This window comes from Frigoribacterium sp. AC512 (assembly GCF_979258295.1).
Genome location: NZ_OZ409850.1, coordinates 2151093 through 2173790 on the forward strand (window position 1 = coordinate 2151093; position 22698 = coordinate 2173790).

Annotated in this window: 20 protein-coding genes and 1 riboswitch; of the genes, 8 read left to right on the forward strand and 12 right to left on the reverse strand. The window is 73.9% G+C overall.

The window, feature by feature from the left end; genetic code table 11:
* Positions 1-257: 257 nt before the first annotated feature.
* The 4 genes from gcvP to ACZZ97_RS09790 all read right to left on the reverse strand — a co-directional run bounded on the left by gcvP (position 258) and on the right by ACZZ97_RS09790 (position 5867).
* Positions 258-3209 (reverse strand): aminomethyl-transferring glycine dehydrogenase, encoded by a 2952-nt coding sequence (gene gcvP / locus ACZZ97_RS09775; RefSeq protein ID WP_463473018.1) that lies wholly within the window; start codon positions 3207-3209, stop codon positions 258-260.
* Entirely contained in the window at positions 3206-3583 is a 378-nt protein-coding gene (gcvH, locus tag ACZZ97_RS09780; protein WP_314102184.1) for a glycine cleavage system protein GcvH, read from the reverse strand. Before gcvH ends, gcvP begins: the two co-directional genes overlap by 4 nt.
* 88 nt (positions 3584-3671) lie before the next feature.
* Complete coding sequence (gcvT, locus tag ACZZ97_RS09785; protein ID WP_463473019.1) at positions 3672-4961, reverse strand: glycine cleavage system aminomethyltransferase GcvT; 1290 nt, start codon at positions 4959-4961, stop codon at positions 3672-3674.
* Positions 4962-5196: 235 nt separating this feature from the next.
* Positions 5197-5301: riboswitch (glycine riboswitch) on the reverse strand.
* Between the two features lie 119 nt (positions 5302-5420).
* Positions 5421-5867: an SseB family protein gene (locus ACZZ97_RS09790; RefSeq protein ID WP_463473020.1), complete on the reverse strand. Its 447-nt coding sequence runs from the start codon at positions 5865-5867 to the stop codon at positions 5421-5423.
* Between the two features lie 109 nt (positions 5868-5976).
* Here ACZZ97_RS09790 and ACZZ97_RS09795 point away from each other — a divergent pair, with 109 nt between their 5' ends.
* Entirely contained in the window at positions 5977-6411 is a 435-nt protein-coding gene (locus ACZZ97_RS09795; protein WP_463473021.1) for a hypothetical protein, read from the forward strand.
* Positions 6412-6546: 135 nt separating this feature from the next.
* Here ACZZ97_RS09795 and ACZZ97_RS09800 read toward each other — a convergent pair whose 3' ends face one another.
* The gene (locus ACZZ97_RS09800) at positions 6547-7419 is read right to left on the reverse strand and encodes a methyltransferase (RefSeq protein ID WP_463473022.1); all 873 of its coding nucleotides are present in this window, start codon (positions 7417-7419) and stop codon (positions 6547-6549) included.
* Between the two features lie 80 nt (positions 7420-7499).
* Here ACZZ97_RS09800 and ACZZ97_RS09805 point away from each other — a divergent pair, with 80 nt between their 5' ends.
* The 7 genes from ACZZ97_RS09805 to ACZZ97_RS09835 all read left to right on the forward strand — a co-directional run bounded on the left by ACZZ97_RS09805 (position 7500) and on the right by ACZZ97_RS09835 (position 13692).
* A complete protein-coding gene (locus tag ACZZ97_RS09805; protein WP_192041133.1) occupies positions 7500-7982 on the forward strand; it encodes an FBP domain-containing protein in 483 nt (160 codons plus the stop codon).
* A gap of 65 nt (positions 7983-8047) precedes the next feature.
* Positions 8048-8392 carry an antibiotic biosynthesis monooxygenase family protein gene (locus ACZZ97_RS09810; RefSeq protein WP_314104160.1) on the forward strand — a complete coding sequence of 115 codons (345 nt, stop codon included), beginning with the start codon at positions 8048-8050 and terminating at the stop codon, positions 8390-8392.
* A gap of 147 nt (positions 8393-8539) precedes the next feature.
* Positions 8540-9670 carry a LolA family protein gene (locus ACZZ97_RS09815; RefSeq protein WP_463473023.1) on the forward strand — a complete coding sequence of 377 codons (1131 nt, stop codon included), beginning with the start codon at positions 8540-8542 and terminating at the stop codon, positions 9668-9670.
* 44 nt (positions 9671-9714) lie between these two features.
* Positions 9715-10704 carry an ABC transporter ATP-binding protein gene (locus tag ACZZ97_RS09820; RefSeq protein ID WP_463473024.1) on the forward strand — a complete coding sequence of 330 codons (990 nt, stop codon included), beginning with the start codon at positions 9715-9717 and terminating at the stop codon, positions 10702-10704.
* Entirely contained in the window at positions 10691-11632 is a 942-nt protein-coding gene (locus ACZZ97_RS09825) for an ABC transporter permease (RefSeq protein WP_463473025.1), read from the forward strand. The genes ACZZ97_RS09820 and ACZZ97_RS09825 overlap by 14 nt, the downstream gene beginning before the upstream one ends.
* Positions 11633-11664: 32 nt before the next feature.
* Entirely contained in the window at positions 11665-13143 is a 1479-nt protein-coding gene (locus tag ACZZ97_RS09830; protein WP_463473026.1) for a hypothetical protein, read from the forward strand.
* Between the two features lie 93 nt (positions 13144-13236).
* On the forward strand, positions 13237-13692 hold the full coding sequence (locus ACZZ97_RS09835; protein ID WP_463473027.1) for a VOC family protein: 456 nt from the start codon (positions 13237-13239) through the stop codon (positions 13690-13692).
* A gap of 11 nt (positions 13693-13703) precedes the next feature.
* Here the strand turns inward: ACZZ97_RS09835 and ACZZ97_RS09840 are convergent, their stop codons facing one another.
* The 7 genes from ACZZ97_RS09840 to ACZZ97_RS09870 are packed head-to-tail and all read right to left on the reverse strand — an operon-like array spanning position 13704 to position 22602.
* Positions 13704-14630 carry an acetamidase/formamidase family protein gene (locus ACZZ97_RS09840; RefSeq protein WP_463473028.1) on the reverse strand — a complete coding sequence of 309 codons (927 nt, stop codon included), beginning with the start codon at positions 14628-14630 and terminating at the stop codon, positions 13704-13706.
* 8 nt (positions 14631-14638) lie between these two features.
* On the reverse strand, positions 14639-15379 hold the full coding sequence (locus tag ACZZ97_RS09845; RefSeq protein WP_314103805.1) for a GntR family transcriptional regulator: 741 nt from the start codon (positions 15377-15379) through the stop codon (positions 14639-14641).
* 60 nt (positions 15380-15439) lie between these two features.
* Entirely contained in the window at positions 15440-17146 is a 1707-nt protein-coding gene (locus tag ACZZ97_RS09850; RefSeq protein WP_463473029.1) for a dipeptide ABC transporter ATP-binding protein, read from the reverse strand.
* Positions 17130-19094, reverse strand: a complete 1965-nt coding sequence (locus ACZZ97_RS09855) for a gamma-glutamyltransferase family protein (protein ID WP_463473030.1) — start codon at positions 19092-19094, stop codon at positions 17130-17132. Before ACZZ97_RS09855 ends, ACZZ97_RS09850 begins: the two co-directional genes overlap by 17 nt.
* A gap of 5 nt (positions 19095-19099) precedes the next feature.
* Positions 19100-19978 carry an ABC transporter permease gene (locus tag ACZZ97_RS09860; RefSeq protein WP_314103778.1) on the reverse strand — a complete coding sequence of 293 codons (879 nt, stop codon included), beginning with the start codon at positions 19976-19978 and terminating at the stop codon, positions 19100-19102.
* Complete coding sequence (locus ACZZ97_RS09865; protein ID WP_314103780.1) at positions 19978-20931, reverse strand: ABC transporter permease; 954 nt, start codon at positions 20929-20931, stop codon at positions 19978-19980. Before ACZZ97_RS09865 ends, ACZZ97_RS09860 begins: the two co-directional genes overlap by 1 nt.
* Before the next feature lie 3 nt (positions 20932-20934).
* Positions 20935-22602, reverse strand: coding sequence for an ABC transporter substrate-binding protein (locus ACZZ97_RS09870; RefSeq protein WP_463473031.1), 1668 nt, complete (start codon positions 22600-22602; stop codon positions 20935-20937).
* Positions 22603-22698 lie beyond the last annotated feature (96 nt).

Sequence of the window (22698 nt, forward strand, 5' to 3'; positions counted from 1 at the left end):
GACATCGGCGCCCCTTGACACCCGTCCGGGGGGAGCGTGTCATGGTCTCGAGGGTCGAACGGACTCGACAACTCCACACGCACCTCCTCGACCGTCCCCCCGGGTGTCATCCGGGACGGCCCCCGTCACGCCGGCGCCGTCCGCGCCGCTCAGGGGCCGGCACCCGCGGGGACCAGGAGGGAGCCGCCCGGGTCGCCGACGGGATCAGCGACCGGGCGGCTCCCTGCGTCACGGCTCGACGTGCGGAGCGGGCCGGCTCAGGCGAAGGCCTCGACCGGCGGGCAGGCGCAGAACAGGTTGCGGTCGCCCCAGGCCTGGTCGATGCGGCGGACCGGCGGCCAGTACTTGCCGCGCACCAGGGTGCGGACCGGGTACACGGCCTCGTCGCGGCTGTACTCGCGGGTCCACTCGCCGGAGATGACCGACTCGGCCGTGTGGGGCGCGCCCCGCAGGGGGCTCGACTCGGCGGTGAAGCGGCCCGACGCCACGTCGGCGGCCTCGCCGGCGATGGCGATCATCGCGTCGACGAAGCGGTCGATCTCGGCGAGGTCCTCGCTCTCGGTCGGCTCGACCATCAGCGTGCCGGCGACCGGGAACGACATCGTCGGCGAGTGGAACCCGTAGTCGATGAGGCGCTTGGCCACGTCGTCGACGGTCACGCCCGTGGCGTCGCGGAGCGGTCGCAGGTCGAGGATGCACTCGTGTGCGACGAGCCCGTTCTCTCCCGCGTACAGCACCGGGAAGTGGTCGCGCAGCCGCGCCGCCACGTAGTTCGCCGAGAGCACGGCGGCGCCGGTCGCCGCGGCCAGCCCCTCGGTGCCCATCATGCGGACGTACGCCCAGCTGATCGGCAGGATGCTCGGCGACCCGTAGGGGGCGCTCGACACGGGGACGCCCGCGTGGGCGAGCCGCTCGCCGGCCCCGGCGGGCTCGGCACCCGTGCGACGGTCGGCCTGCTGCGCCAGGGGGTGGCCGGGCAGGTACGGGGCGAGGTGGGCCTTGGCCGCCACGGGCCCGACACCGGGACCGCCGCCCCCGTGCGGGATACAGAACGTCTTGTGCAGGTTCAGGTGCGAGACGTCGCCGCCGAAGTCGCCGAACCGGGCGAAGCCGAGCAGCGCGTTGAGGTTCGCGCCGTCGACGTACACCTGGCCGCCGGCCGCGTGCACCGCGTCGGTGACCTCGCGGATGTCGTGCTCGTAGACGCCGTGCGTCGACGGGTACGTGATCATCAGCGCCGCGAGCTCGTCACGGTGCTGCTCGACCTTGGCACGCAGGTCGCCGAGGTCGACGTCGCCCTGCTCGTTGCAGGCCACGACGACCACGCGGAGCCCGGCGAGCACGGCGCTGGCCGCGTTCGTGCCGTGCGCGCTCTGCGGGATGAGGCACACGGTGCGGGCCGTGTCGCCGGCGGCGAGGTGGAAGCCGCGGATCGCGAGCAGGCCGGCGAGCTCGCCCTGGCTGCCGGCGTTCGGCTGCAGCGAGACGGTGTCGTAGCCGGTGACCTCGGCCAGCCAGCCCTCGAGCTGGCCGATCATCTCGAGGTAGCCCTCGACGTCGGAGGCCGGCGCGAACGGGTGCACGGCCGCGAACTCGGGCCACGTCACGGCCGCCATCTCGGTCGCGGCGTTGAGCTTCATCGTGCAGCTGCCGAGCGGGATCATGCCGCGGTCGAGCGCGTAGTCCTTGTCGGCGAGGTGCTTGAGGTAGCGCATCATGCTGGTCTCGCTGCGGTGCGTGCGGAAGACCGGGTGCGTCAGGAAGTCGGAGGTGCGGCGGAGGCCCTCCGGCAGCACCGCGTCGCGCTCGTCGCGCGCCTCGCCGCCGCCTGCGGGCGACGCCGCGGGCAGGGCGACCCCGAGCACGTCGGCGACGACCTCGAGGTCGTCGCGCGTCGTGGTCTCGTCGAGCGACAGACGGACGCAGTCGGAGTCGACGGCCCAGAGCAGGTAGCCGCGAGCGTGCGCGGCGGCGACGATCTCGTCAGCCCGGCCGGGCACGAAGACCTGGAGGGTGTCGAAGAACACGTCGCTCTCGAGCTCGAGGTCGCTCGCGCGCACGGCGGCCGCGAGGTCGGCAGCGTGCGCGTGGACGCGCGACGCGATGTGCCGGAGCCCCCACGGGCCGTGGTAGACGGCGTACATCGAGGCCATCACGGCGAGCAGCACCTGGGCGGTGCAGATGTTCGACGTCGCCTTCTCGCGGCGGATGTGCTGCTCGCGGGTCTGCAGGCTGAGCCGGTAGGCCGGGTGGCCCTCGACGTCCTGCGAGACGCCGACGAGACGACCGGGCAGCTGACGCTCGAGCCCGGTGCGGACGGCCATGTAGCCGGCGTGCGGGCCGCCGAAGCCCATGGGCACGCCGAAGCGCTGGCTCGTGCCGACGGCGACGTCGGCCCCGAACTCGCCGGGCGGGCGGAGCAGGGTCATCGCGAGCAGGTCGGCGGCGACGACCGCGAGGCCGCCGGCGGCGTGGACGGCGGCGACGACCGCCTCCGGGTCCCAGACGCAGCCGGAGGCGCCGGGGTACTGCACGAACACGCCGAAGGCGTCGGGGATCTCGGCCGGGTCGACGCTGGAGAGCTCGAGCTCGACGAGCTCGATGCCCACGGCCTCGGCGCGCCCGGCGAGCAGCGCCTTCGTCTGCGGCAGTGCGTCGGAGTCGACGACGAACACGTCGGTGCGCGCCTTCGAGGCACGACGGGCGAGCAGCATGCCCTCGACGACGGCGGTGCCCTCGTCGAGCATCGACGCGTTGGCCGTGGTGAGGCCGGTCAGCTCGGACACCATCGTCTGGAAGTTGATGAGCGCCTCGAGCCGGCCCTGCGAGATCTCGGGCTGGTACGGCGTGTAGGCCGTGTACCAGCTGGGGTTCTCGAGCACGTTGCGCTGGATCACGGCCGGCGTGACGGTGTCGTAGTAGCCGAGGCCGATCATGCTGCGCGAGGGGCGGCCGCGGTCGGCGAGCGCCCGGAGCTCGGCCAGCGCCTCCTTCTCGCCGATCGGCGCCGGCAGCACCGAGGCGTCGACGGGCACCGCGTGGATGCTGTCCGGCACGGCGGCACGGACGAGCGACTCGACGCTGTCGTGGCCGAGCAGCTCGAGCATGGCCGCCTGGTCGGCGGCGGTGGTGCCGACGTGGCGGTCGACGAAGCCGGTGGCGGCCCGGTCGGACCAGTCGCCGAAGACGGACCCCTGCGCGTCGCTCATTCGGCGGTGAGGGCGACGTACTCGTCGCGCGAGAGGAGGGACAGGCCGTCGGTGCTCGACAGGGCGATCTTGATCAGCCAGCCCTCGCCGAACGGGTCGCTGTTGACGAGGTCGGGGCTGTCGACGACGGCCTGGTTGGCCTCGAGCACGGTGCCGAGGGCGGGGGCGTAGAGCTCGCCGACCGACTTGGTCGACTCGATCTCGCCGACGACCTTGCCGGTCTCGACCTCGGTGCCCTCGGCAGGCAGGTCGACGTAGACGACGTCGCCGAGCTTCTCGGCGGCGTAGTCGGTGATGCCGACGGTGGCGGTGTCGCCGTCGATGAGCAGCCACTCGTGCTCGGAGGTGTACTGCAGGGCGGTGAGATCGGTCATGGCCGGTCCTTTCGAGGAGGCAGGGGCGCCGAGGAGGCGGGGGCTGGGGCGGGGGGAGGGGTCGAGGAGGCGGGCGTGCGGGAGCAGGTCAGCCGCGCTTGTAGAACGGCAGCGACACGACGGCAGCGGGGATCGCGGTGCCGCGGACGTCCACGGCCAGCGCCGGGCCGCGGTCGACGACCTCGGGGTCGACGAACGCCATGGCGACGGGGTGCCCGAGGGTCGGCGAGAGGGCACCGCTCGTGACCTCGCCGACGACGGTGCCGTCGTCGGTGACGACCGCGTAGCCGGCCCGCGCGGCGCGGCGGCCCTCGAGCGTCAGGCCGACGAGCACGCGAGCCGCGGGGGCGGGCTCGACGCCCGCCTTGCCCACGAACTCCTTCGACGTGTCGACGACACGGCCGAGGCCGGCCTGCGCGGGGCGCACGTCGAGGCCCAGCTCGTGGCCGTAGAGCGGCATGCCCGCCTCGAGGCGGAGCGTGTCGCGGCTGGCGAGCCCGGCGGGGACGAGGCCGCGCGGGCCGCCCGCCTCGGCGAGGGCACCCCAGAGCTCGGGGGCGAGCTCGGGCGCGAGGTAGAGCTCGAAGCCGTCCTCGCCCGTGTAGCCGGTGCGGGCGATCAGCACGGGGGCGTCGTCGAAGGTGCCCTGGAGCACGCGGTAGTAGCGCAGGGTCGACAGGGGCGCGTCGGGCTGCAGCCGGTCGGCGGTGACCAGCTCGTCGAGCACGCCCTCGGCCTCGGGGCCCTGGATCGCGATGAGCGCGGTGTCGTCGCTCTCGTCGTCGACCGTGACGTCGAAGCCGTGCGCCCGGCTCGCGAGGGCGCCGAAGGCGGCATCGCGGTTGGAGGCGTTGGCGACGACGAGGTAGTCGTGCTCGTCGAGGCGGTAGACGACCAGGTCGTCGACGATCCCGCCCTCGGGGCTGAGCAGCAACGAGTACTTGGCCCGGCCGACCGCGATGGTCGAGAGGGTGCCCGCGAGCGCTGCGTCGAGGAACACCCCCGCGTCGGGCCCGACGACGGCGATCTCGGCCATGTGCGACAGGTCGAACAGCCCGGCGGCGGTGCGCACCGCGTGGTGCTCGGCCAGGTCGGAGCTGTAGCGGACCGGCATCTGCCAGCCGGCGAAGTCCGTGAAGCTGGCACCGGCGGCGACGTGGACGTCGTGCAGGGGGCTGAGGCGCTCCTCCTGCTCGTCGGCGACGGCCTCCGCGTCGACCGCGTCGACCAGGTCGAGGGGCGCGCCGTCGGCGGTCGCGACGCCCTCGGTGCCGTCGTCGGCGAGGGGCAGGTCGCCGGTCGTGGCTGCGGGGCCGTCGCGCAGGTCCGCGTCGTCGGGGCCGGGGGCGGCGGGCAGGTTCGAGGCTGCGTCGGACATCTGCGGACTCCTGGGGGAACGGCCCGGCACCAGGTGACTCGGCCGGGATCGGCGTCGTGCAGCACCTGCACGACGGGGACGCGCACGGCACGGCAGAGCCGCGGTCGTGCACCCCCTCTGTCATGGGCCTGAGAGCTTCGCCGGCCACGAGGGCCGACTTTCACCGTGGGCGAGGAGGCGGTGTCGGCGACGCTCGCGCGCCTCGTAACAGGTGCCCCCTGCTTTTCAGAGTGGCCAGTCCGTCGCGGTACGCGGTACCTGAGAGATTGGCGGGGAGCTTGCTCCTTCGGTGCCCGGCGGCGCATCGGCGTGCGCTCCGGGGCTCTCCCGCGACGTGTTCGTGGCCCGGTGTTCTGTTGTGCCGCTCACCCTACAGCGGGCATGTGACAGCGGTGTTTCGGGACGCGACGACGGACGCCCCGGCCGTGGGGCACGGTCGGGGCGTCGCGGGGGCTCGGGCTAGGAGGCGGGCTGACCCGGCTCGGGCGACCCGGCGGCCCGGTGCGCGGCGACGAGCTCGCGGACGTCGTTCGCGAGCTGCGCGACGCCCTCGGGGAGCATCTCGAAGCCCTCCCGGTTGCCCGGGTTCACGACGAGACCGGTCTGCGCGGGGATCGCCTGGACGAGCTCGGCCGCGGGGATCGTGGCCTGGTACTCGGCGACGCCCTTGACCTGCTCGCCGATCATGTCGGCGTGCGTGAAGGCCGCCAGCATGGGCGTGCCCTCGCGGTCGAAGAGCACCGGCTGGAGGTCGGTCAGGCTGTCCTGGGCGTCGACGGCGGTGGCCACGACGACCTGCGCGTTGACGAACTCGGCGAGGACGGCGTTCATGTCGCCTTCTCCTGCCTGTCCCTTGCTGATGGCCTGCTCGAGGGCGGTCGGTTCGCGGTTCTCTGTAGCGGTCATCGAACCAGCTTGCACCCTCGACCTCCGTGGCGCCTCCGTGCGGTTAGTCTGAGCCTCCTCGACCTCCGTCGGCGCCCGCCGACGCCCGTCCCGTCTCCTGGAGCGCGCCGTGCCCACCAAGACCGCCTCGCTGGTCACCGCCGCCCTCGCCGTCACCCTGCTGCTGGCGGGCTGCGCGGGGACCGACGGAGAGCCCGGCGCCGCGGCCACGCCCGGGATCGTCACGACGACCGGGCCCGACGCGACCGCGACGCCCCTGCCGACCACGACTCCCCCGGCGCCCTCGACGGCCGAGGCGCACGAGGCGCCGCCCGCCTGGGACGCCTGCGTCGCCGCGGTCCGGGCCCAGTACCCGGACCTGCCGTCGATCGACGACGTGTGGGCCTACGAGGAGGCGGACGTCCGCGACTCGGACTCGGGCGCGGTCGCCGAGGTGCGCTTCGGACACCTCGCCGACGGCCGGGTCGAGGCGGCGTTCACCTGCCAGATCTCGGGGACGCCCGAGTCGCCCGTGGTCGACCTCGTCTCGCCGGTCGACGTCTAGGCCCCTCGCACTCCCTCGCCTGGGCCCGACCCGTGCCTTCGTCCGGGCATCGACGGACAGCCGAGTGGTCAGGAGTCGTCCTTCCCGACGGATCCTGCGACAGGTGCTGACCACTCGGCCTGCCGCCGGACCCCTTCAGGCCACCGGGCGGGTCGCGCTGACGGCGGTCGCGTCGAGGTCGTCGTCGCGCTCGACCGACACGTCGAGGCCCGCGGCCCGGAAGAGGGCGGCCGTGGCCTCGGCCTGGCGCTCGCTCGTCTCGATCAGGAGCGTGCCGGTCGGCGAGAGCCACTCCCCTGCGCCCTCGGCGATGCGGCGGTGCAGATCGAGGCCGTCCGCCCCGCCGTCGAGGGCGAGGACGGACTCGTGGAGGCGGGCCTCCGGCGGCATCGTCGCGATGGCGGCCGTCGGCACGTACGGCGCGTTCGCGACCAGGACGTCCACCCGGCCGCGCAGCCGTGCGGGGAGCTCGGCGAAGAGGTCGCCCCCGACGACCGTCGCCCGCTCGCCGAGGTTGCGTCGGGCGCAGCGCACGGCGACGGGATCGAGGTCGGCGGCGACCACGTCGAGCAGCGGGCGGCGGCGCAGCAGCGCGGCGGCGACCGCACCGACCCCGCAGCACAGCTCGACGACGACGGGTGCCGTGCCGGAGGCGGTCGTCCCGTCGAGCGCGACCTGTCCCCGTCCCGGCGCCGACGGCGGGCCCGGCGTGACGACGAGCGCCGCGTCGGCCAGCCGCGCGAGCAGCTCGGTGCGGCGTCGCGGCACGAAGACGCCCGGCTCGACGACGAGCCTGAGCCCGTCGAAGGCCGCCCAGCCGAGCACCTGCTCGAGCGGCTCGCCCGACGCGCGCCGAGCGACGAGGACCTCGAGGTCGGGCCCGGCCGCCGCCTCGAGCAGGAGGCGCGCCTCGTCCTCCGCGAAGACGCAGCCGGCCGCCCTCAGGCGCGCGACCACCGCCTCCTCGTCCGGGCACCGCGCCCCGTGCCCCGCCGCCGTGTCGACCACGGGGCCAGCGTAGGGGCCGAGCGGGGCGGCGAGCCGGTCCCGACGCGCTGTCGGCGGCGACGCGTAGGCTCGGCTCGATCATGAAGCCGCTGACCGAGACCGACATCCGTGAGTCGTTCGTGAACGCCCTCCCCGGCGACCTCGACCGGCTCCCCATCCCCGGCCTGCACGAGATGTTGTGGGGCGAGCGCGAGTTCCTGGGCTGGCGCGACCCGCAGGCCCACCAGCGCGGCTACATCGTGCACTGGATGGACGACCGGCCGGTCGGTCTCGTCGTCCGGTCGTCGGGCTCGTCCCTTCGACCCGGCATCGCCGCCATGTGCTCGCTCTGCCACTCGCCTCAGCCCGCGACGCAGGTGCGTCTCTTCACCGCGCCCAAGGCCGGCGACGCCGGTGCCAACGGCGACACGATCGGCACGTACATCTGCGAGGACCTGGCGTGCTCCCTGCTCATCAGGGTCGCGCCACCGCACCTGAACCCGCCCGAGCAGATCGAGCGCCGCGCGTCGGGCCTCGCCGAGCGCGTGCAGGGCTTCACCGCGAACGTGATGAAGACCGCCTAGCCCCGAGCCCCTTCCGTCACCCCTCGCCGGGCATCCCGCCGGGCCGAACGAGAGCGAGTCGCACCATCTCCGTCGTCAAGATCAACGCCATCCACGTGCCCGAGGGCTCGGGCTCCGAGCTCGAGTCCCGTTTCGCCGCCCGCAAGCACTCGGTCGACGGCGCTCCCGGCTTCGAGGGCTTCCAGCTTCTCCGTCCCGTGTCCGGTGACACCCGGTACTTCGTCGTGACGACCTGGGCCGACGAGCAGTCGTTCCAGGACTGGCAGGCGAACGGGGCCGCTGCCGCGCACGCCGGTCCTCCCCCGAGCCAGGGCGCGCCGGCCGACCAGGGCGGCGAAGGCGCCGAGGCGCCCCGTCGACCGGTCGCCACCGGTGCCGACCTGCTCGAGTTCGAGGTCGTCGAGCTCTGAGCTGACCGCGGTCCCGCCAGGCGCCAGAGGGGTGTCGCTCGACGTCGAGGGACGTCCCCTCGGCTTCCCAGTGGTCTCCAGGGTCGGCGCGTAGCCTGCCGACCAGTCGCGACCCGCACCGAGCCGCCACGAGAGGCACAGGACACCATGCACAACGCAGCACGCACCCCGTCGGCACGATCGAGGTCCGCACGGTGGATCCCCGCCGTCGTCGTCCCGGCCGCGGTCGTGGCCGCCGGCATCGTCGTGCCGTCGATGGCCGCGAACGCCGAGGTCGTGCTGCCGGACAAGACTCCCCGGCAGGTGCTCGAGCTCGCCGCGTCGAGCTCCGGCGCCTCGTTCTCGGGCACGGTCGAGCAGACGAGCGACCTGGGCCTGCCCGACGTGTCGAGCTTCCAGGGCCAGGGCGGAGCCGGCGACGCGACGAGCGACGCCCTGGAGCTCCTGACCGGCAGCCACACCGCGAAGGTCTTCGTCGACGGCACGGACAAGCAGCGCGTGCAGGTCGTGGAGGACCTGGCCGAGCGCGACGTCGTCCGCGACGGCGACAGCGTCTGGACCTGGGACTCCGAGTCGAAGGAGGCGGCGCACCTGACGCTGCCCGACGCGAGCGGCACCGAGGTGCCCACCGCCCTGCCCGACGGCACCGCCGTGCCCCAGACCCCCGGCGAGCTCGCCTCGGCCCTGCTCTCGGCCGTCGAGCCCACCACGACCGTCACCGCGACCGACAACGTCGAGGTCGCCGGCCGCACCGCGTACCAGGTCGTCCTCACGCCCGACGACCCGGCGACGCTCGTCGGCAGCGCGACGCTGACCGTCGACTCCGAGACGGGCGTGCCCCTCAAGGTCGTCGTCGCCGCGAAGGGCCAGGCCGACCCGGCCGTCTCGGTCGGCTTCACCTCCGTCGACTTCAGCGCCCCCTCCTCCGACGTCTTCGCCTTCACGCCGCCCGCGGGGGCCGACGTGACCGAGGTGCCTGCGCCCACGGGCGACGACGCTCGTGCGCACCACGCCGACGGTCAGGCACCGGAGAAGACGGTGCTCGGCTCCGGCTGGAGCACGATCGTCGGCCTCGCCCCCTCGGCGACCCGTGAGCCCGCGCCGACCGGCGACGCCGCCGACGACAGCTCGGCGCTGCTCGACCAGGTGCTCACCCCGGTCGACGGCGGCAAGGTGCTGCAGACCTCCCTCGTCTCGGTGTTCGTGGGCGACGACGGGCGCGTATGGGCCGGCGCCGTCGACGCCGACGCCCTCGAGGCAGCCGTCGCCGCGCAGTGAGCGGCGGTCGACGTGGGCGGCAGGCACAGTGAGCGACGGGTGCCGTGAGCGACGCGGCTGAGGCCAGGCCGGACGTCGGCCTCGCGGTCCAGACCGTCGGCCTCGGCAAGACCTTCGGTCGCCAGCAAGCCGTCGCCGACCTCGACCTCGCGGTGCCACGGGGCAGCGTCTACGGGTTCCTCGGACCGAACGGCTCGGGGAAGACGACGACCATCCGGATGCTGCTCGGCCTCACGAGCTCGACCAGCGGCTCGATCCGGGTGCTGGGCGGCGCCATGCCCGATCGTGCCCGCGACGTGCTGCCCCGAGTCGGCGCGCTGGTCGAGGGGCCCGCGTTCTACCCGTTCCTCTCGGGCCGCGCGAACCTGATGCGCCTCGACTCCGGCGACCGCCGGGCTCCGGGCGGCACCCGCAAGGCCAGGGTCGCGGCCGCCCTGGACCGCGTCGGCCTCGGCCACGCCGCCGACAAGAAGGCGCACGCCTACTCCCTCGGCATGAAGCAGCGCCTCGGCATCGCGAACGCGCTCCTCATGCCGCGCGACCTGCTCGTGCTGGACGAGCCGAGCAACGGCCTCGACCCGCAGGGCACCAGGGAGGTGCGCGGCCTGATCCGATCGCTCGCCGACGACGGGACGACGGTCCTGGTGTCGAGCCACCTGCTGGCCGAGGTCGAGCAGATGTGCACGCACATCGGCGTCATGAGCGCGGGGCGGCTGCTCACGCAGGGCACCCTCGGCGACCTCCGTGCGCTCGGCACGCACCGCGTGCGCCTGGTCACGCCCGATCCCGACCTCGCCCGTGACGTGCTCAGCCGGCTGGGCCTCGCGCCCGACGACCCGGGCTCGGCCGGTCCTGCCCCGTCCGAGGGAGCGCACGTCGAGGCCGACCTGACGGTCGAGGGCCTGGCGCCCGAGGCGATCGTCGCGGCTCTCGTCGCCGCCGACGTGCGCGTGCGCGGCTTCGAGGTCTCGGGCGCGAGCCTCGAGGACCGCTTCGTCGACCTGACCGGGGAGGGCTTCGATGTCGCCGGCTAATCCGATCCCGTCCGACGGGGCCACCGCCTCCTCGGCCGCCGACGGGACCGCCGCCAGCTCGGCCGGCGTTCCCTCCTCTGACGCGCTCGCGACGGAGTTCCGTCGCGGCTCCGGGCTCGCGCTGCTCGGCAGCGAAGTCGTCGTCCTGTTCCGCCGCGTCCGCACGATCGCCCTGCTGGCGGCGCTCGCGCTGATCCCGATCCTGCTCGCCGTCGCGGTCCGCGTGACGACCGACGACGCCGGCTCGGGAGGGCGTGGTCCCGCGTTCCTCGGGGACATCACGCAGAACGGGCTCTTCGTCTCGCTCACCGCCCTCACGGTGGCCATCCCGCTGTTCCTCCCCCTCACGGTGGGCGTCGTCGCGGGCGACACGATCGCGGGCGAGGCGAGCCTCGGCACCCTCCGGTACCTGCTCGTGACCCCGGTGGGCCGGGTGCGCCTCCTGCTCGTGAAGTACGCGGGCGCCGCCCTGTTCTGCCTCGTCGGCACCCTCGTGGTGGTCGTCGTGGGAGCGATCGCGGGTGCGGCCCTGTTCCCCGTCGGTCCGGTCACCCTGCTGTCCGGCCAGACGATCGGACTCGGCGACTACGCGGGCCGCATGCTGCTGATGGCCCTCTACGTCACCGTCTCGCTGCTGGGGCTGAGCGCGATCGGCCTCTTCGCGTCGACGCTCACCAGCGTGCCGGTGGGCGCCATGGCGGCGACGATCGTCCTCTCGACCGTCGCGCAGATCGTCGACGCGCTGCCGCAGCTGGACTTCCTCGACCCGTGGCTGTTCACCCACTACTGGCTCGGCTTCGCCGATCTGTTGCGCGATCCGATCTCGTGGAGCAACTTCGCGGACAACGCGCTGCTGCAGGCGGGATACATCGCCGTCTTCGGCGCTCTGGCGCTCGGACGCTTCACGACGAAGGACGTCCTGAGCTGAGTCGGGCCCCGCACCCGGTCTACCGTGGATCGGTGACTTCCCGACGCCGCCTCCTCCCCGCAGCGGCCCTGGCCGTCGGCGCCCTGCTGACCGTCACGGCGTGCACGATGTCGGCCCCCGATCCCGAGACGGTCGAGCTCACGGTGGCCACGCCGGAGGCGGCGGTCACCGCCGCCGCGTCGGGCACCGCCGCCGAGAGGGCCGTCGAGACCAGCCGCGCGCTGTGGGGCAGCTCGCCGGTCGTGGTGCTCGCCGGGGCCGACGACCCGGACGCCGTCGCCGAGGCGGCACGGCAGGGCGAGCGGATCGGCGCGCCCGTGCTGATCGCCGCGCCGGGCGTCGACGTCGCGACGGAGGTCGACCGCCTGCGTGCGACGAGGGTGGCGACGGTGGGCGAGGGCCCGTCGACGGACGACCTGGCGCTCGGCGACGTGGACGCCGTGCCGGCCGCGGAGGTCGCGGCTGCCCCGGCCCGGGGCGCCGACTCCTCGACGCTCGTCGTCGTGTCGGGTCCGGACGACGCCGCGGCGTCGGCCACCGCCCGGGCCGCGGGAGCCGAGCTCCTCACGCTGCCCGAGGGCGTGACCGACCTGCAGCAGGACGCCTCCGTCGTCGGCGCGATGGGCGCCTCCGAGGCGGACTCCACCCTCGTCGTCGGCTCCGCTTTCGCCGACCGGCCCCACCTCGAGTGGTCGGTCGCCGCGGCGCGCTCGGGCGCCGAGCTGCCGGGCGGCGGCCAGCGGTTCTTCCCCGACCGACGGTTCGTCGCCCTCTACGGCGCCCCTGGCACCTCGGCTCTGGGCGTGCTCGGCGAGCAGGACGTCGCGGCGACCGTGCAGCGCGCGGCCGACACGGCGGCCGGCTACCAGGCGTCGTCCGACCGGCCCGTCGTGCCGATGCTCGAGCTGATCGCCACGGTGGCCGCGGGCGACGCCGGCCCCGACGGCGACTACTCGAACGAGCTCGACCCCGAGCGGCTGCGCCCGTACGTGGAGGCCGCGGCCGCCGCCGGGCAGTACGTCGTGCTCGACCTGCAGCCGGGACGGACCGACTTCCTGACGCAGGCCCGCCGGTACGAGTCGTTGCTCACCGAGCCGAACGTGGGCCTCGCCCTCGACCCCGAGTGGCGCCTCGCCCCGGACCAGGTGCCGCTCCGGCAGATCGGCGGCGTCGACGCCGTCGAGGTGAACGCCGTCTCCACCTGGCTCGCCGACCTCGTCGCCGCGCGCTCCCTGCCGCCGAAGTTGTTCGTGCTCCACCAGTTCCGGTCGAGCATGCTGCGCGACCGGGCGGCGATCGACCTGAGCCGCCCCGAGCTGACGACCCTCGTGCACGTCGACGGCCAGGGCTCCCAGCCCGACAAGCAGGCCACCTGGCGCGCGCTGCACGACGGCGCCCCCGAGGTCGCCTGGGGCTGGAAGAACTTCTCCGACGAGGACGAGCCGATGCTCACGCCCGAGCAGACGATGACCGAGGTGTCTCCTGTGCCGGACCTCGTGACGTACCAGTAGGAGGCGGCCGCGCGGACGACGCATCTCGGCGGACTATCGGGTGTCGGGGCCCTCTTCCCCCAGGCAGGCACGTCGGAGCTCGATACTGACGTCATGGCATCACCGCTCATCTCTGACATCGCTCACTCCGGTCTCACCGTGGCCGACCTCGACGACGCGTTGGCGCTGTGGTGCTCCGGTCTCGGGTTCGTGCTCGAGCGCACCTTCACGCTCGAGGAGGAAGTCACGGCGGCGACCACCGGCGTCCGTGGAGCCGTGATCCGCGCGGCGACGGTGACACTCGGCCCCCACCGGGTAGAGCTGCTGCAGTACGACCCGCCCCGACTGCCCGAGTGTGCCGGCTCGCCCGCACAGGTCGGCGTGGTGCACATCGCGCTCACGGTCTCCGACCTCGATCGTGTGCTCGAGCTCTGCGCCGGACACGGCTGGGAACCAGTCGGGACACCTCACCGGATGACCGGTGGCGCCCGAGTCGGCACACGCATCATCTACCTCGAAGGTGCCCACGGTGGATTCCTCGAACTGATCGCGCCCCCACAGCTCCCGTAGTCCGCGTCGGCTCAGAGGCTGAGTGCGCCCGTCGGCAGCAGGGCGTGCACGCCCCACGTCTGGTTCGCCACCTGCGTCACGCGCAGGTCGACGACGGCGCTGGCGAAGGCGAGGGCGGTCGCGCGGTCGACGTCGAGCAGGGCCGCCAGCCACGTGACCATCGCGTCGAGGGCGTCGCCCGTCGCCACGTCGAGGTCGGCGTCGAAGCCGAAGGTGATCCGCCCCGCGGGGGTCTCGGCGTGCACGCTCGGGAGCGGGCGCCGGTCGACCAGGTCGATCCGCACCTCGGTCGTCATCGGGCACTCGATCGCCGTGCCGCCGACCTCGCCGTCGCCCTGGGCCGCGTGGCCGTCGCCGAGGTACAGGAGCGCGTCGTCGACCTGCACCGGCAGCCACAGGGTCGACCCCGCCACGAGCTCGCGGCAGTCGACGTTGCCGCCCGCCGTCGTGCGCGGCGGCGTCGTGGAGTGCTCGCCCGGCTCGGCCGGCGCCACGCCCGTCACCCCGAGGAACGGCGCGGTCGGCACCGTGAGCCCCCGGCTCTCGGTGGCGACGCCGGCGTCGGCGTCGATCTCCCAGAGCAGCCAGGCGGGCGGGACGTCGGCCAGGCCGAGCCGCGTCGTGACCGGCGTCTCGCGGCCGCCCGCGACCGTCCAGCCCCACTCCCCCGGCCGCAGGTCGACGAAGGTGACGCCGAGCATCTGACCGGGACGCGCACCACGGACGGCGACGGGACCGGTGAGCGCGTGGCCCCGCGCCTGCGGGAACAGGCGCGGCCGCGCCTCGCCGGGCGTCCGCTGGCGCTCGAGGTGGCCGGAGGCGTCGAGCGACCCGACGACGACCTCGTCGCCGGGATCGACGGTGAGGACGGGGGCGTGGTCGCGGGAGTACACGTCGTTCGTCGTCGCGGGAGCCGGATCGAGCCGGTGTCGGGTCACGGGGCGCGTCACGCGACGCCGCCCGCGACGGGGACGGGTGCCGCCCGCAGCTGCTCGACGACCTCGGCGGGTGCCGTCCGGCCGAGGTACCCGACACGGGACTCGCGCACGTGCCGTCCCATCAGCTCCGCGGCCCGGTCGGCGTCGCCCGCGTCGATGGCGGCGAGGATGACGCGGTGGTCGGGCCAGAGCCGCTTGCCGCGGGAGAACTCGTCGAGGGCGTAGAGCCACTCGATCTTGCGCGACAGCTGGCGCAGCAGCGTCGCGAGCGTGCTGCTGCGGCTGAGCTCGGCGATGCCGATGTGGAACCGCTCGTTGAGGTCGACCAGGCGGTCGAGGTCCCCCCGGGCGACGGCGGCGTCGCCCTCGTCGAGGAGCTGCTCGAGCGAGCGCCTCACGCGGCGCCAGTCGTCGTCCGCGTCGCTGCCGCCGCCTCCGGCCGCCTCGTCGTCCCCGCCGCTGAACCGCGCCCGCGCCCTGCCCGCGGCGCGTCGCGCGGTCGAGATCTCGAGCGCCTCCCGGACCGCGAAGAGGTCGTCGGCCTCGTCGAACGGGATCTCGGCCACCCGTGATCCGACGTTCGGCCGGGACTCGACGAAGCCCTCGGCCTCGAGCCCGCGGAGCGCCTCGCGCACGGGCACCCGGGACACGCCGTAGCGCTCGGCGAGCGCCGCCTCCGTGATGCGCGTGCCCGGCTGCAGCACCCCCTGCACGATGTCCGCCCGCACGGCGTCGACGACGCTCAGCACGGTCGTGCTCCGCAGGGCACGACGGGACGGGACGCGACGCGACCCGCCCGTCGGGGTCGCTCAGACAGCGAGGCTGGCACCGGGGATCGCTCCTAGGAGGTGGTGGGTGTACTCGTCCGTCGGGGCGAGGAAGACGTCGTCGACGCTGCCCCGCTCGACGATGCGACCGCGTCGCATCACCACCACACTATGGGCGATCTGGCGCACCACGGCGAGGTCGTGCGTGATGAAGAGGTAGCTGAGCCCGAGGCGGCCCTGCAGCTCGGCGAGCAGCTCGAGGATCTGCTCCTGCACGAGCACGTCGAGGGCCGAGACGGCCTCGTCGCAGATCAGCAGCTCGGGCTCGAGCGCGAGGGCCCGGGCGATCGCGACGCGCTGTCGCTGGCCGCCCGACAGCTCGTTCGGCCGGCTCTGCGCGACCGAGCGCGGCAGCGCCACCTGGTCGAGCAGCTCGGCCACGCGCGCCCGTCGGCCGGCACGGTCGCCGACCCCGAAGATGCGCAGCGGCTCGTCGACCAGCCGCTCGACGCTGTAGGTGGGGTCGAGCGAGCCGTACGGGTCCTGGAACACGGGCTGCACGCGACGGCGCAGGGCCCGGCGCGCGGCGCCCCGACTGGCGGTGATGCCCTCGCCGTCGATGAGGGCGGAGCCCGACGTGGCCGGCTCGATCCCCAGCACGATCCGCGACAGCGTCGTCTTGCCCGAGCCGGACTCGCCGACGACCGCGGTGGTCGTGCCGCGCGGCACCTCGAACGAGATGCCGTCGACGGCCCGCACCGTCTCGCCCCGACGACCACGGAGGCGGTACTCCTTGACGAGGTCCGTCACGACCAGGATCGGGTCGGCCCGCACCTCCTCGGCCCCCTGCTGCCCGTCGCCGACGGGCTCCTCGGCCCGGAGCGCTGCGGCGGCGGCCACCGTCGGCGCCGCGGCCACCAGGCGCTTCGTGTACTCGTGCTGCGGGTCGAGCAGGATCTGCCGCGGCGTGCCCTGCTCGACGACGCGGCCGTCGAGCATGACGACGATCCGGTCGGTCCGGTCGGCCGCGACGCCGAGGTCGTGCGTGATGAAGAGCAGCGACGTGCCGTGCGCGTCGACCAGCGTCTGCAGGTGGTCGAGGATCTGCCGCTGCACCGTCACGTCGAGCGCGCTCGTCGGCTCGTCGGCGATGAGCAGCTCGGGGTCGCGGGCGAGGGCCACGGCGATCAGCACGCGCTGGCGCATGCCGCCGGAGAACTCGTGCGGGTACTGGCCCGCCCGCCGGTCGGCCTCGGGGATGCCGGCCTCGGTCATCAGCTCGACGACGCGTCGACCGACGGCGGCCCGACCTCGGGCACCGCCGGCCCGCAGGGCGTCCGCTATCTGCGCCCCGACGGTCATCGAGGGGTTGAGGTTCGTCGACGGGTCCTGCGGCACGAGGCCGATGCGGGCGCCGCGCACCGATCGCATCCGCGCCTCGCCGACCCCGGTCAGCTCGTCGCCGCTGAGGTGGACCGTGCCGCCCGTGACGTGCCCGGCGCCGGGGAGCAGCTGCAGCACGGCCGCCACGACGGTCGACTTGCCCGAGCCGGACTGGCCGACGATCGCGACCCGCTCGCCGCGCGCCACGTCGAGGTCGACCCCGTGCACGACGTCGCGGTCGCCGAACGCGACCCGCAGGCCGCGGACGGCGAGCAGGGGCGCGGGGGCCGGGCTCGAGCTGGTGCCGGTGCCGGTGCTCACGTCCGTCGTCGCGTTCGTGGTCGGCGTCTCAGCGTCCTGCGGCATAGGCCTGTGCTCCTCGGGGGTTGGCGGCGGCGCCCAGCACGCCGGTCTCGGGGTCTCGGGTGACGCTCGACAGCCGGCCGAGCGACCAGTCTCCCGAGCGGGTGACGACGTGGCCGCGGGCCTCGAGGCCCGCGATCAGCTCGTCGCCGAGGCGGTCCTCGACGACGACGCCGCCGGGCGTCCAGGTGCGCGGCCAGAACGAGCCGGGGAACGACGTCGTGTGCAGGGCCGGGGCGTCGATCGCCTGCTGCGGGGTCCAGCCGCCGACGATCGTGCGCAGCAGGTAGAGGAGCTGCCACTGGTCCTGCTGGTCACCGCCGGGCGAGCCGAGGGCGACCAGCGGCCGGCCGTCGCGCAGCACCAGCGTCGGCGTCAGGGTGGTGCGGGGGCGACGACCGGGCTCGAGCGTCGAGGCGGTGCCCTCCTCGAGCCAGCTCATCTGGAGTCGGCTGCCGAGGCAGAAGCCGAGCTCGGGGATCGTCGGCGACGACTGCAGCCAGCCGCCGGAGGGCGTCGCCGAGACGACGTTGCCCCAGCGGTCGACCACGTCGATGTGGCAGGTGTCGCCGCGGGTCTCGCCGGTCGAGGCGACGTCGGGCTCGGCGCCCGGCTGACGGGCGTCGTCGGCGGGCACCGCGGGCGGGACGGCGCCGGGGGCCGCGGCGGAGAACGAGCCGACGGTGGGCTCGCCCACGCCGGCGCCGGGGCCGGCCACCTCGTGGTCGGTGCGGAGCGTCGGGAGGCGGCCCGCGCCTCCTGCGACCCCGGCGTCGCCCGGACGCAGCTCGTGCGACGCGGTCGACCCGATGAGCGCGCGGCGCTCGGCGGCGTACTCCGCCGACAGCAGGCGGCCGAGCGGCACGTCGCGGTCGCCGTACCAGGCCTCGCGGTCGGCCATCGCGAGCTTGAGCGCCTCGACGATCGTGTGCGCGCCCTCGACGGTCGAGGGGTCGAGCAGCTCGTCGGGCAGCGGGTCGAGCATCGCCAGCACCTGCAGCAGGGCCGGGCCCTGCCCCCAGGCGCCGGTCTTCGCGACGACGTGGCCGCGGAACTCGACGGTCGTCGCCTCCTCGGTCGAGGCGCGGAAGGCCGCCAGGTCGGAGGCGCGGACCACGCCGGCGTGGTCGCCCCCCGTCGAGTGCCGGTGCGGCGTGCGCACGAAGGCGTCGATCGAGGTCGCGACGAGGCCCTCGGCCCACTCGGTGCGCGCGGCGTCGACGCGGGCACGGCGGGCAGCCTCGGCGCGCGAGGAGCCGGGGCCGTCAGGCCCGTCGGTGCCGGGCGTCCGCGGTGCGCGACCGGCGTCGGCGGCCGGCAGCGCGCCTCCTGCGGACACGAGCCCGTCGAGCACCCGGGCGTACGCCTCGTTCACGACCATCTCGCCGGGGGCCGGCGGGGCGCCGTCGACGAGCCACCGGTCGGCCGAGGTGGGCCAGTGCTCGGCGAACAGCTCGGCGACCGCGCCGATCGTCTCGGTCACCCGCGCGGTGATCGGGTGCCCGTCGCGGGCGTAGCCGATCGCGAAGGCGAGCACGTCGGCGAGCTCCCACGTGCCGTGGTCGCGGAGCAGGAGGAGCCACGCGTCGACCGCGCCGGGCACGGCAGCGGCGAGGGCGCCCGAGCCGGGCACGAGGTCGAGTCCCTCGGCGCGGTAGTGCTCGACCGTCGCGCCGGCGGGCGCCGGCCCCTGCCCCATCAGGACGACGGGTCGGCCCGGCTCGTCGGCCGTCGCGAACACCGCGGTCATGTCGCCGCCCGGCCCGTTCAGGTGCGGCTCGACGACGTGCAGCACGAACGCGCCGGCGACCGCGGCGTCGAAGGCGTTGCCGCCGCGCTCGAGCACCGACTGGGCCGAGGCCGTCGCGAGCCAGTGCGTCGAGGCGGTCATGCCGAAGGTGCCGCGGAGGTCGGGGCGGGTGGTGAACGCAGGAGGTGCGGTGTAGGTCACGAGGATCAGGTCCGTTCGCGGGAGGTCGGGTCGAGGGCGTCGCGCAGCGCGTCGCCGACGAGGTTGAAGCCGAGGCAGATGACGGCGATGGCGAGGCCCGGGACGACGGCGGCGAACGGGGCGTTCGCGAGGTACTGCTGCGCGTCGGAGAGCATGATGCCCAGACTGGCCGTCGGCGGCTGGATGCCGAGCCCCAGGAACGACAGCAGCGCCTCCCCGATGACCGCGACCGGCATGATGACCGTCGCCTGGACGATGATCGCCGAGACGCAGTTCGGCAGCACGTGGGCGAAGATCACCCGCAGCCCGGTCGCGTCCATGGTGCGGGCGCTCAGGACGAAGTCGGTCGAGCGGATGCGCATCGTCTCGCCGCGCACCACCCGGATCATCGTGGGGATCTGCGCGATGCCGAGGGCGACCACCGCGTTGCCGAGGCTCGGCCCGCTGATCGCGGCGAGCGCCACGGCGATGATGAGGAACGGGAACGCGAGCATCACGTCGGTCAGGCGCGACACGATCGCGTCGAGCCAGCGCCAGTAGCCCGCGACCAGCCCGAGCGGGGTGCCGACGACGACGGCCAGCACGACGCTGAGCACGCCGACGACGAGCGAGACGCGGATGCCGTAGACCGTGCGCGAGAGGATGTCGCGGCCGAGGTCGTCGGTGCCGAGCAGGTACCCGATCGTGCCGGGCAGCTGGAACGGGGCGTCGAAGTGCACCTCGGCGGGGCCGTACGGCGCGATGAGCGGGGCGGCGATCCCCGCGACGAGCACGACGAGCAGCATCACGCCGCCGGTCACTCCGAGCTTGTTGCGGCGCAGCTGGCCCCAGACACGGCCCCGGTCGGAGCCGAGCTCGTGGGAGGTGGGCACGAGGACGGTCATCAGGAGGCTCCTCCGACTCGGATGCGCGGGTTGAGGACGCTGTAGAGCACGTCGACGACGAGGTTGATCAGGATGTAGCCGAGCGTGATGACCAGCACGACCGCCTGCACGACCGGGTAGTCGCGCGTGAAGACCGCGTCGAGGGTGAGCTTGCCGAAGCCCGGCAGGGCGAAGATGCGCTCGGTCACGACGGCGCCCGAGATGAGCCCGCCGAGCTGGAGCCCGACGATGGTGACGACGACGATCATCGAGTTGCGGAGCCCGTAGCGGAGCAGCACGCGGCCCCGCCCGAGGCCCTTGGCGCGGGCGGTGCGGACGTAGTCCGTCGTCATCGTCTCGATCATCGAGGCCCGCGTCTGCCGCATGATCACGGCGGCGAGGGAGGTGCCGAGGATGAGGGCCGGCAGGGTCAGGTGCACGAGCGCCTGCCACGGGTCCTCGGTGACGGGGACGTACCCGGAGGCAGGAAAGATCCCCAGCCCGACGGCCAGCCACAGGATGGCGAGGATGCCGAGCCAGAAGTTCGGCACGCTCAGTCCGACGAGGGCGGCCGCGTTGGCCATCCACTCGGGCCAGCGTCCGCGCCAGCGCTCGGCGACGACGCCCAGGGCGACGCCGACGAGCACGGCCACGACGATGGCGTACAGCGAGAGCCACAGGGTGACCGGCAGGGTCGCGCCGATCAGGTCGGCGACGGGGGTGCCGGTCCGGGTCGACTGGCCGAGGTCGCCCCGGAGGAAGGCCCCGACGAAGCGGAGGTACTGCACGACGAGCGGGTCGTCGAGCCCGAGGTCGGCGCGGATCGCCGCGACCTGCTGCGGGCTGGCCTCCTCACCCGCCAGGGCGAGGGCAGGGTCGCCCGGCAGCTGCCGGACGCCGACGAAGACCACGACGGAGGCGAGCACGAGCGTCACCGCCGACTGCCACAGGCGGGTGAGGAGGTAGCGCGCCATGGCTCAGTCGGCCTCGACGAAGGCGGCGGTGCTGAGGCGCACGACGCCGTCGGCGAAGGTGGAGACCCCGGCGATGTCGTTCGACAGCGCGGTGAGGCTGCGCACGCGGTACAGGTAGATGATCGGCGAGTCCTCCTGCACCTTCTCGACGACCTGGCCGTAGAGCTCGGCCCGCTCGTCGACGTCGGTCGTCGAGGCGGCGTCGCTGAGCAGCTCGTCCACCTCGTCGTCGCTGTAGCCGCTGTAGTTGTTGCCGGCACCGGTCGACAGGAAGTTGAACATGTTGCCGTTCGGGTCGATGCGGCCCGACCAGCCGAGCTGCAGCGCCTCGAAGTCGCCCTCGGTCTGCACGTCGAGCAGCGTCGAGTACTCGACGGGGGTGATGGTCAGCTCGAAGCCGCCCTCGGCGACCTGGGCCTGCAGCGCCTGGGCGAAGCGCACGGTGTCCGGGTTGTTGCTCACCTGCATGTCGATGGCGAGGGGGGTCTCCACTCCCTCGTCCTCGAGCATCTGCACCGCCGCCTCCGGGTCGTAGTCGGGGCAGGCGTCGCTCGCGTCGGTGGCGAACGGGCTGCTCGGCGAGATCGGGGAGCAGGCAGGGTCGTAGAGGCCGCCGAAGACGGTCTTCACGAGCGCCTCGCGGTCGATCGACATCGACAGCGCCTGGCGCACCGCGGCGTTGCTCGCGAGCGGGCCGTCGAGCTGGACGGGGTCGGTGCCGATGCCGTCCTGGTTGCCGATGTTGACCGTCAGGCCCTGGTAGCCGAGGGAGCCGACCTCGAGCACGGTGAGCGAGTCGTCCTCCTTCAGCGTGCCGACGTCCTGCGTCGACATCGAGTCGGCGACCTGCACGTCTCCCGACTGCAGGTTCGCCGCGCGGATGCTCGCGTCGGTGATGATGCGGTACGTGATCGTGTCGAAGTGGGCCGACTCGGCGTCGTAGTAGAGCGGGTCGCGCTCGACGGTGATCGAGGTCTGCGGCACGCGCTCGACGAACTTGTACGGGCCGACGCAGACGGGCGCGTCGCCGAACGCGTCGCCTGCCGAGGCGAGCGCCGTGGGCGACATGACCATGCCCGCACGGTCGGCCAGTGCCGCCGTCAGCGGGGCGAACGGCTCGGAGTAGGTGACCTCGACGGTCTCGTCGTCGACCGCCGAGATCCCGGTGATCGGTCCGAGCTCGCTGCGGCGTGAGGAGTCGTCCTTGTCGAGGCCGCGCTGCAGGGTGGTGACGACCGCCTCCGCGTCGAGCGGGGTGCCGTCGGCGAAGACGGCGTCGGTGCGCACGGGGAACGTGACGGTGAGGCCGTCGTCGCTGACGTCGGGCAGCTCGGTGGCGAGCATCGGCACGATGGCGCCCTCGGCGTCGATGTCGTACAGCTTCTGGCACATCGTCTCCATCACGTAGCGCGTGTAGAGGGACGAGGAGGTGGTCGGGTCGAGCCGGTCGGGCTCCGCCGAGAGCGCCATGACGAGGTCGCCGCCCTCGACGATCGTCGCGTCGCCGATCGGGGCGGTCGAGATGTCCTCCCTGCTGCTCGTGGCGGCGGTGTCGGCCGTCTGGACCTGCTGGCACCCGGTCGCCACGAGGACGATGCCGAGGGCTGCGGCCGGCAGCGTGAGCGCGCGACGCCGGGCGGCAGATCGCGAGGAGAGCGAGGTCAGAGGCATGTGTGGTCCGATGCTCGGGTGCGGGAAGGAGTGGATTGAATGCAATCAGTCCCGATGACGCGATCTTGTATACAAATTGTTACGGACGTGTAAAAC

What these genes read in the sequence shown, in the direction of transcription:
- gcvP (WP_463473018.1), bottom strand. Translation starts at nt 3,209, where the DNA reads ATGAGCGACGCGCAGGGGTCCGTCTTCGGCGACTGGTCCGACCGGGCC.
- gcvH (WP_314102184.1), bottom strand. Translation starts at nt 3,583, where the DNA reads ATGACCGATCTCACCGCCCTGCAGTACACCTCCGAGCACGAGTGGCTG.
- gcvT (WP_463473019.1), bottom strand. Translation starts at nt 4,961, where the DNA reads ATGTCCGACGCAGCCTCGAACCTGCCCGCCGCCCCCGGCCCCGACGAC.
- ACZZ97_RS09790 (WP_463473020.1), bottom strand. Translation starts at nt 5,867, where the DNA reads ATGACCGCTACAGAGAACCGCGAACCGACCGCCCTCGAGCAGGCCATC.
- ACZZ97_RS09805 (WP_192041133.1), top strand. Translation starts at nt 7,500, where the DNA reads ATGAAGCCGCTGACCGAGACCGACATCCGTGAGTCGTTCGTGAACGCC.
- ACZZ97_RS09815 (WP_463473023.1), top strand. Translation starts at nt 8,540, where the DNA reads ATGCACAACGCAGCACGCACCCCGTCGGCACGATCGAGGTCCGCACGG.
- ACZZ97_RS09825 (WP_463473025.1), top strand. Translation starts at nt 10,691, where the DNA reads ATGTCGCCGGCTAATCCGATCCCGTCCGACGGGGCCACCGCCTCCTCG.
- ACZZ97_RS09835 (WP_463473027.1), top strand. Translation starts at nt 13,237, where the DNA reads ATGGCATCACCGCTCATCTCTGACATCGCTCACTCCGGTCTCACCGTG.
- ACZZ97_RS09850 (WP_463473029.1), bottom strand. Translation starts at nt 17,146, where the DNA reads ATGCCGCAGGACGCTGAGACGCCGACCACGAACGCGACGACGGACGTG.
- ACZZ97_RS09860 (WP_314103778.1), bottom strand. Translation starts at nt 19,978, where the DNA reads ATGACCGTCCTCGTGCCCACCTCCCACGAGCTCGGCTCCGACCGGGGC.
- ACZZ97_RS09865 (WP_314103780.1), bottom strand. Translation starts at nt 20,931, where the DNA reads ATGGCGCGCTACCTCCTCACCCGCCTGTGGCAGTCGGCGGTGACGCTC.
- ACZZ97_RS09870 (WP_463473031.1), bottom strand. Translation starts at nt 22,602, where the DNA reads ATGCCTCTGACCTCGCTCTCCTCGCGATCTGCCGCCCGGCGTCGCGCG.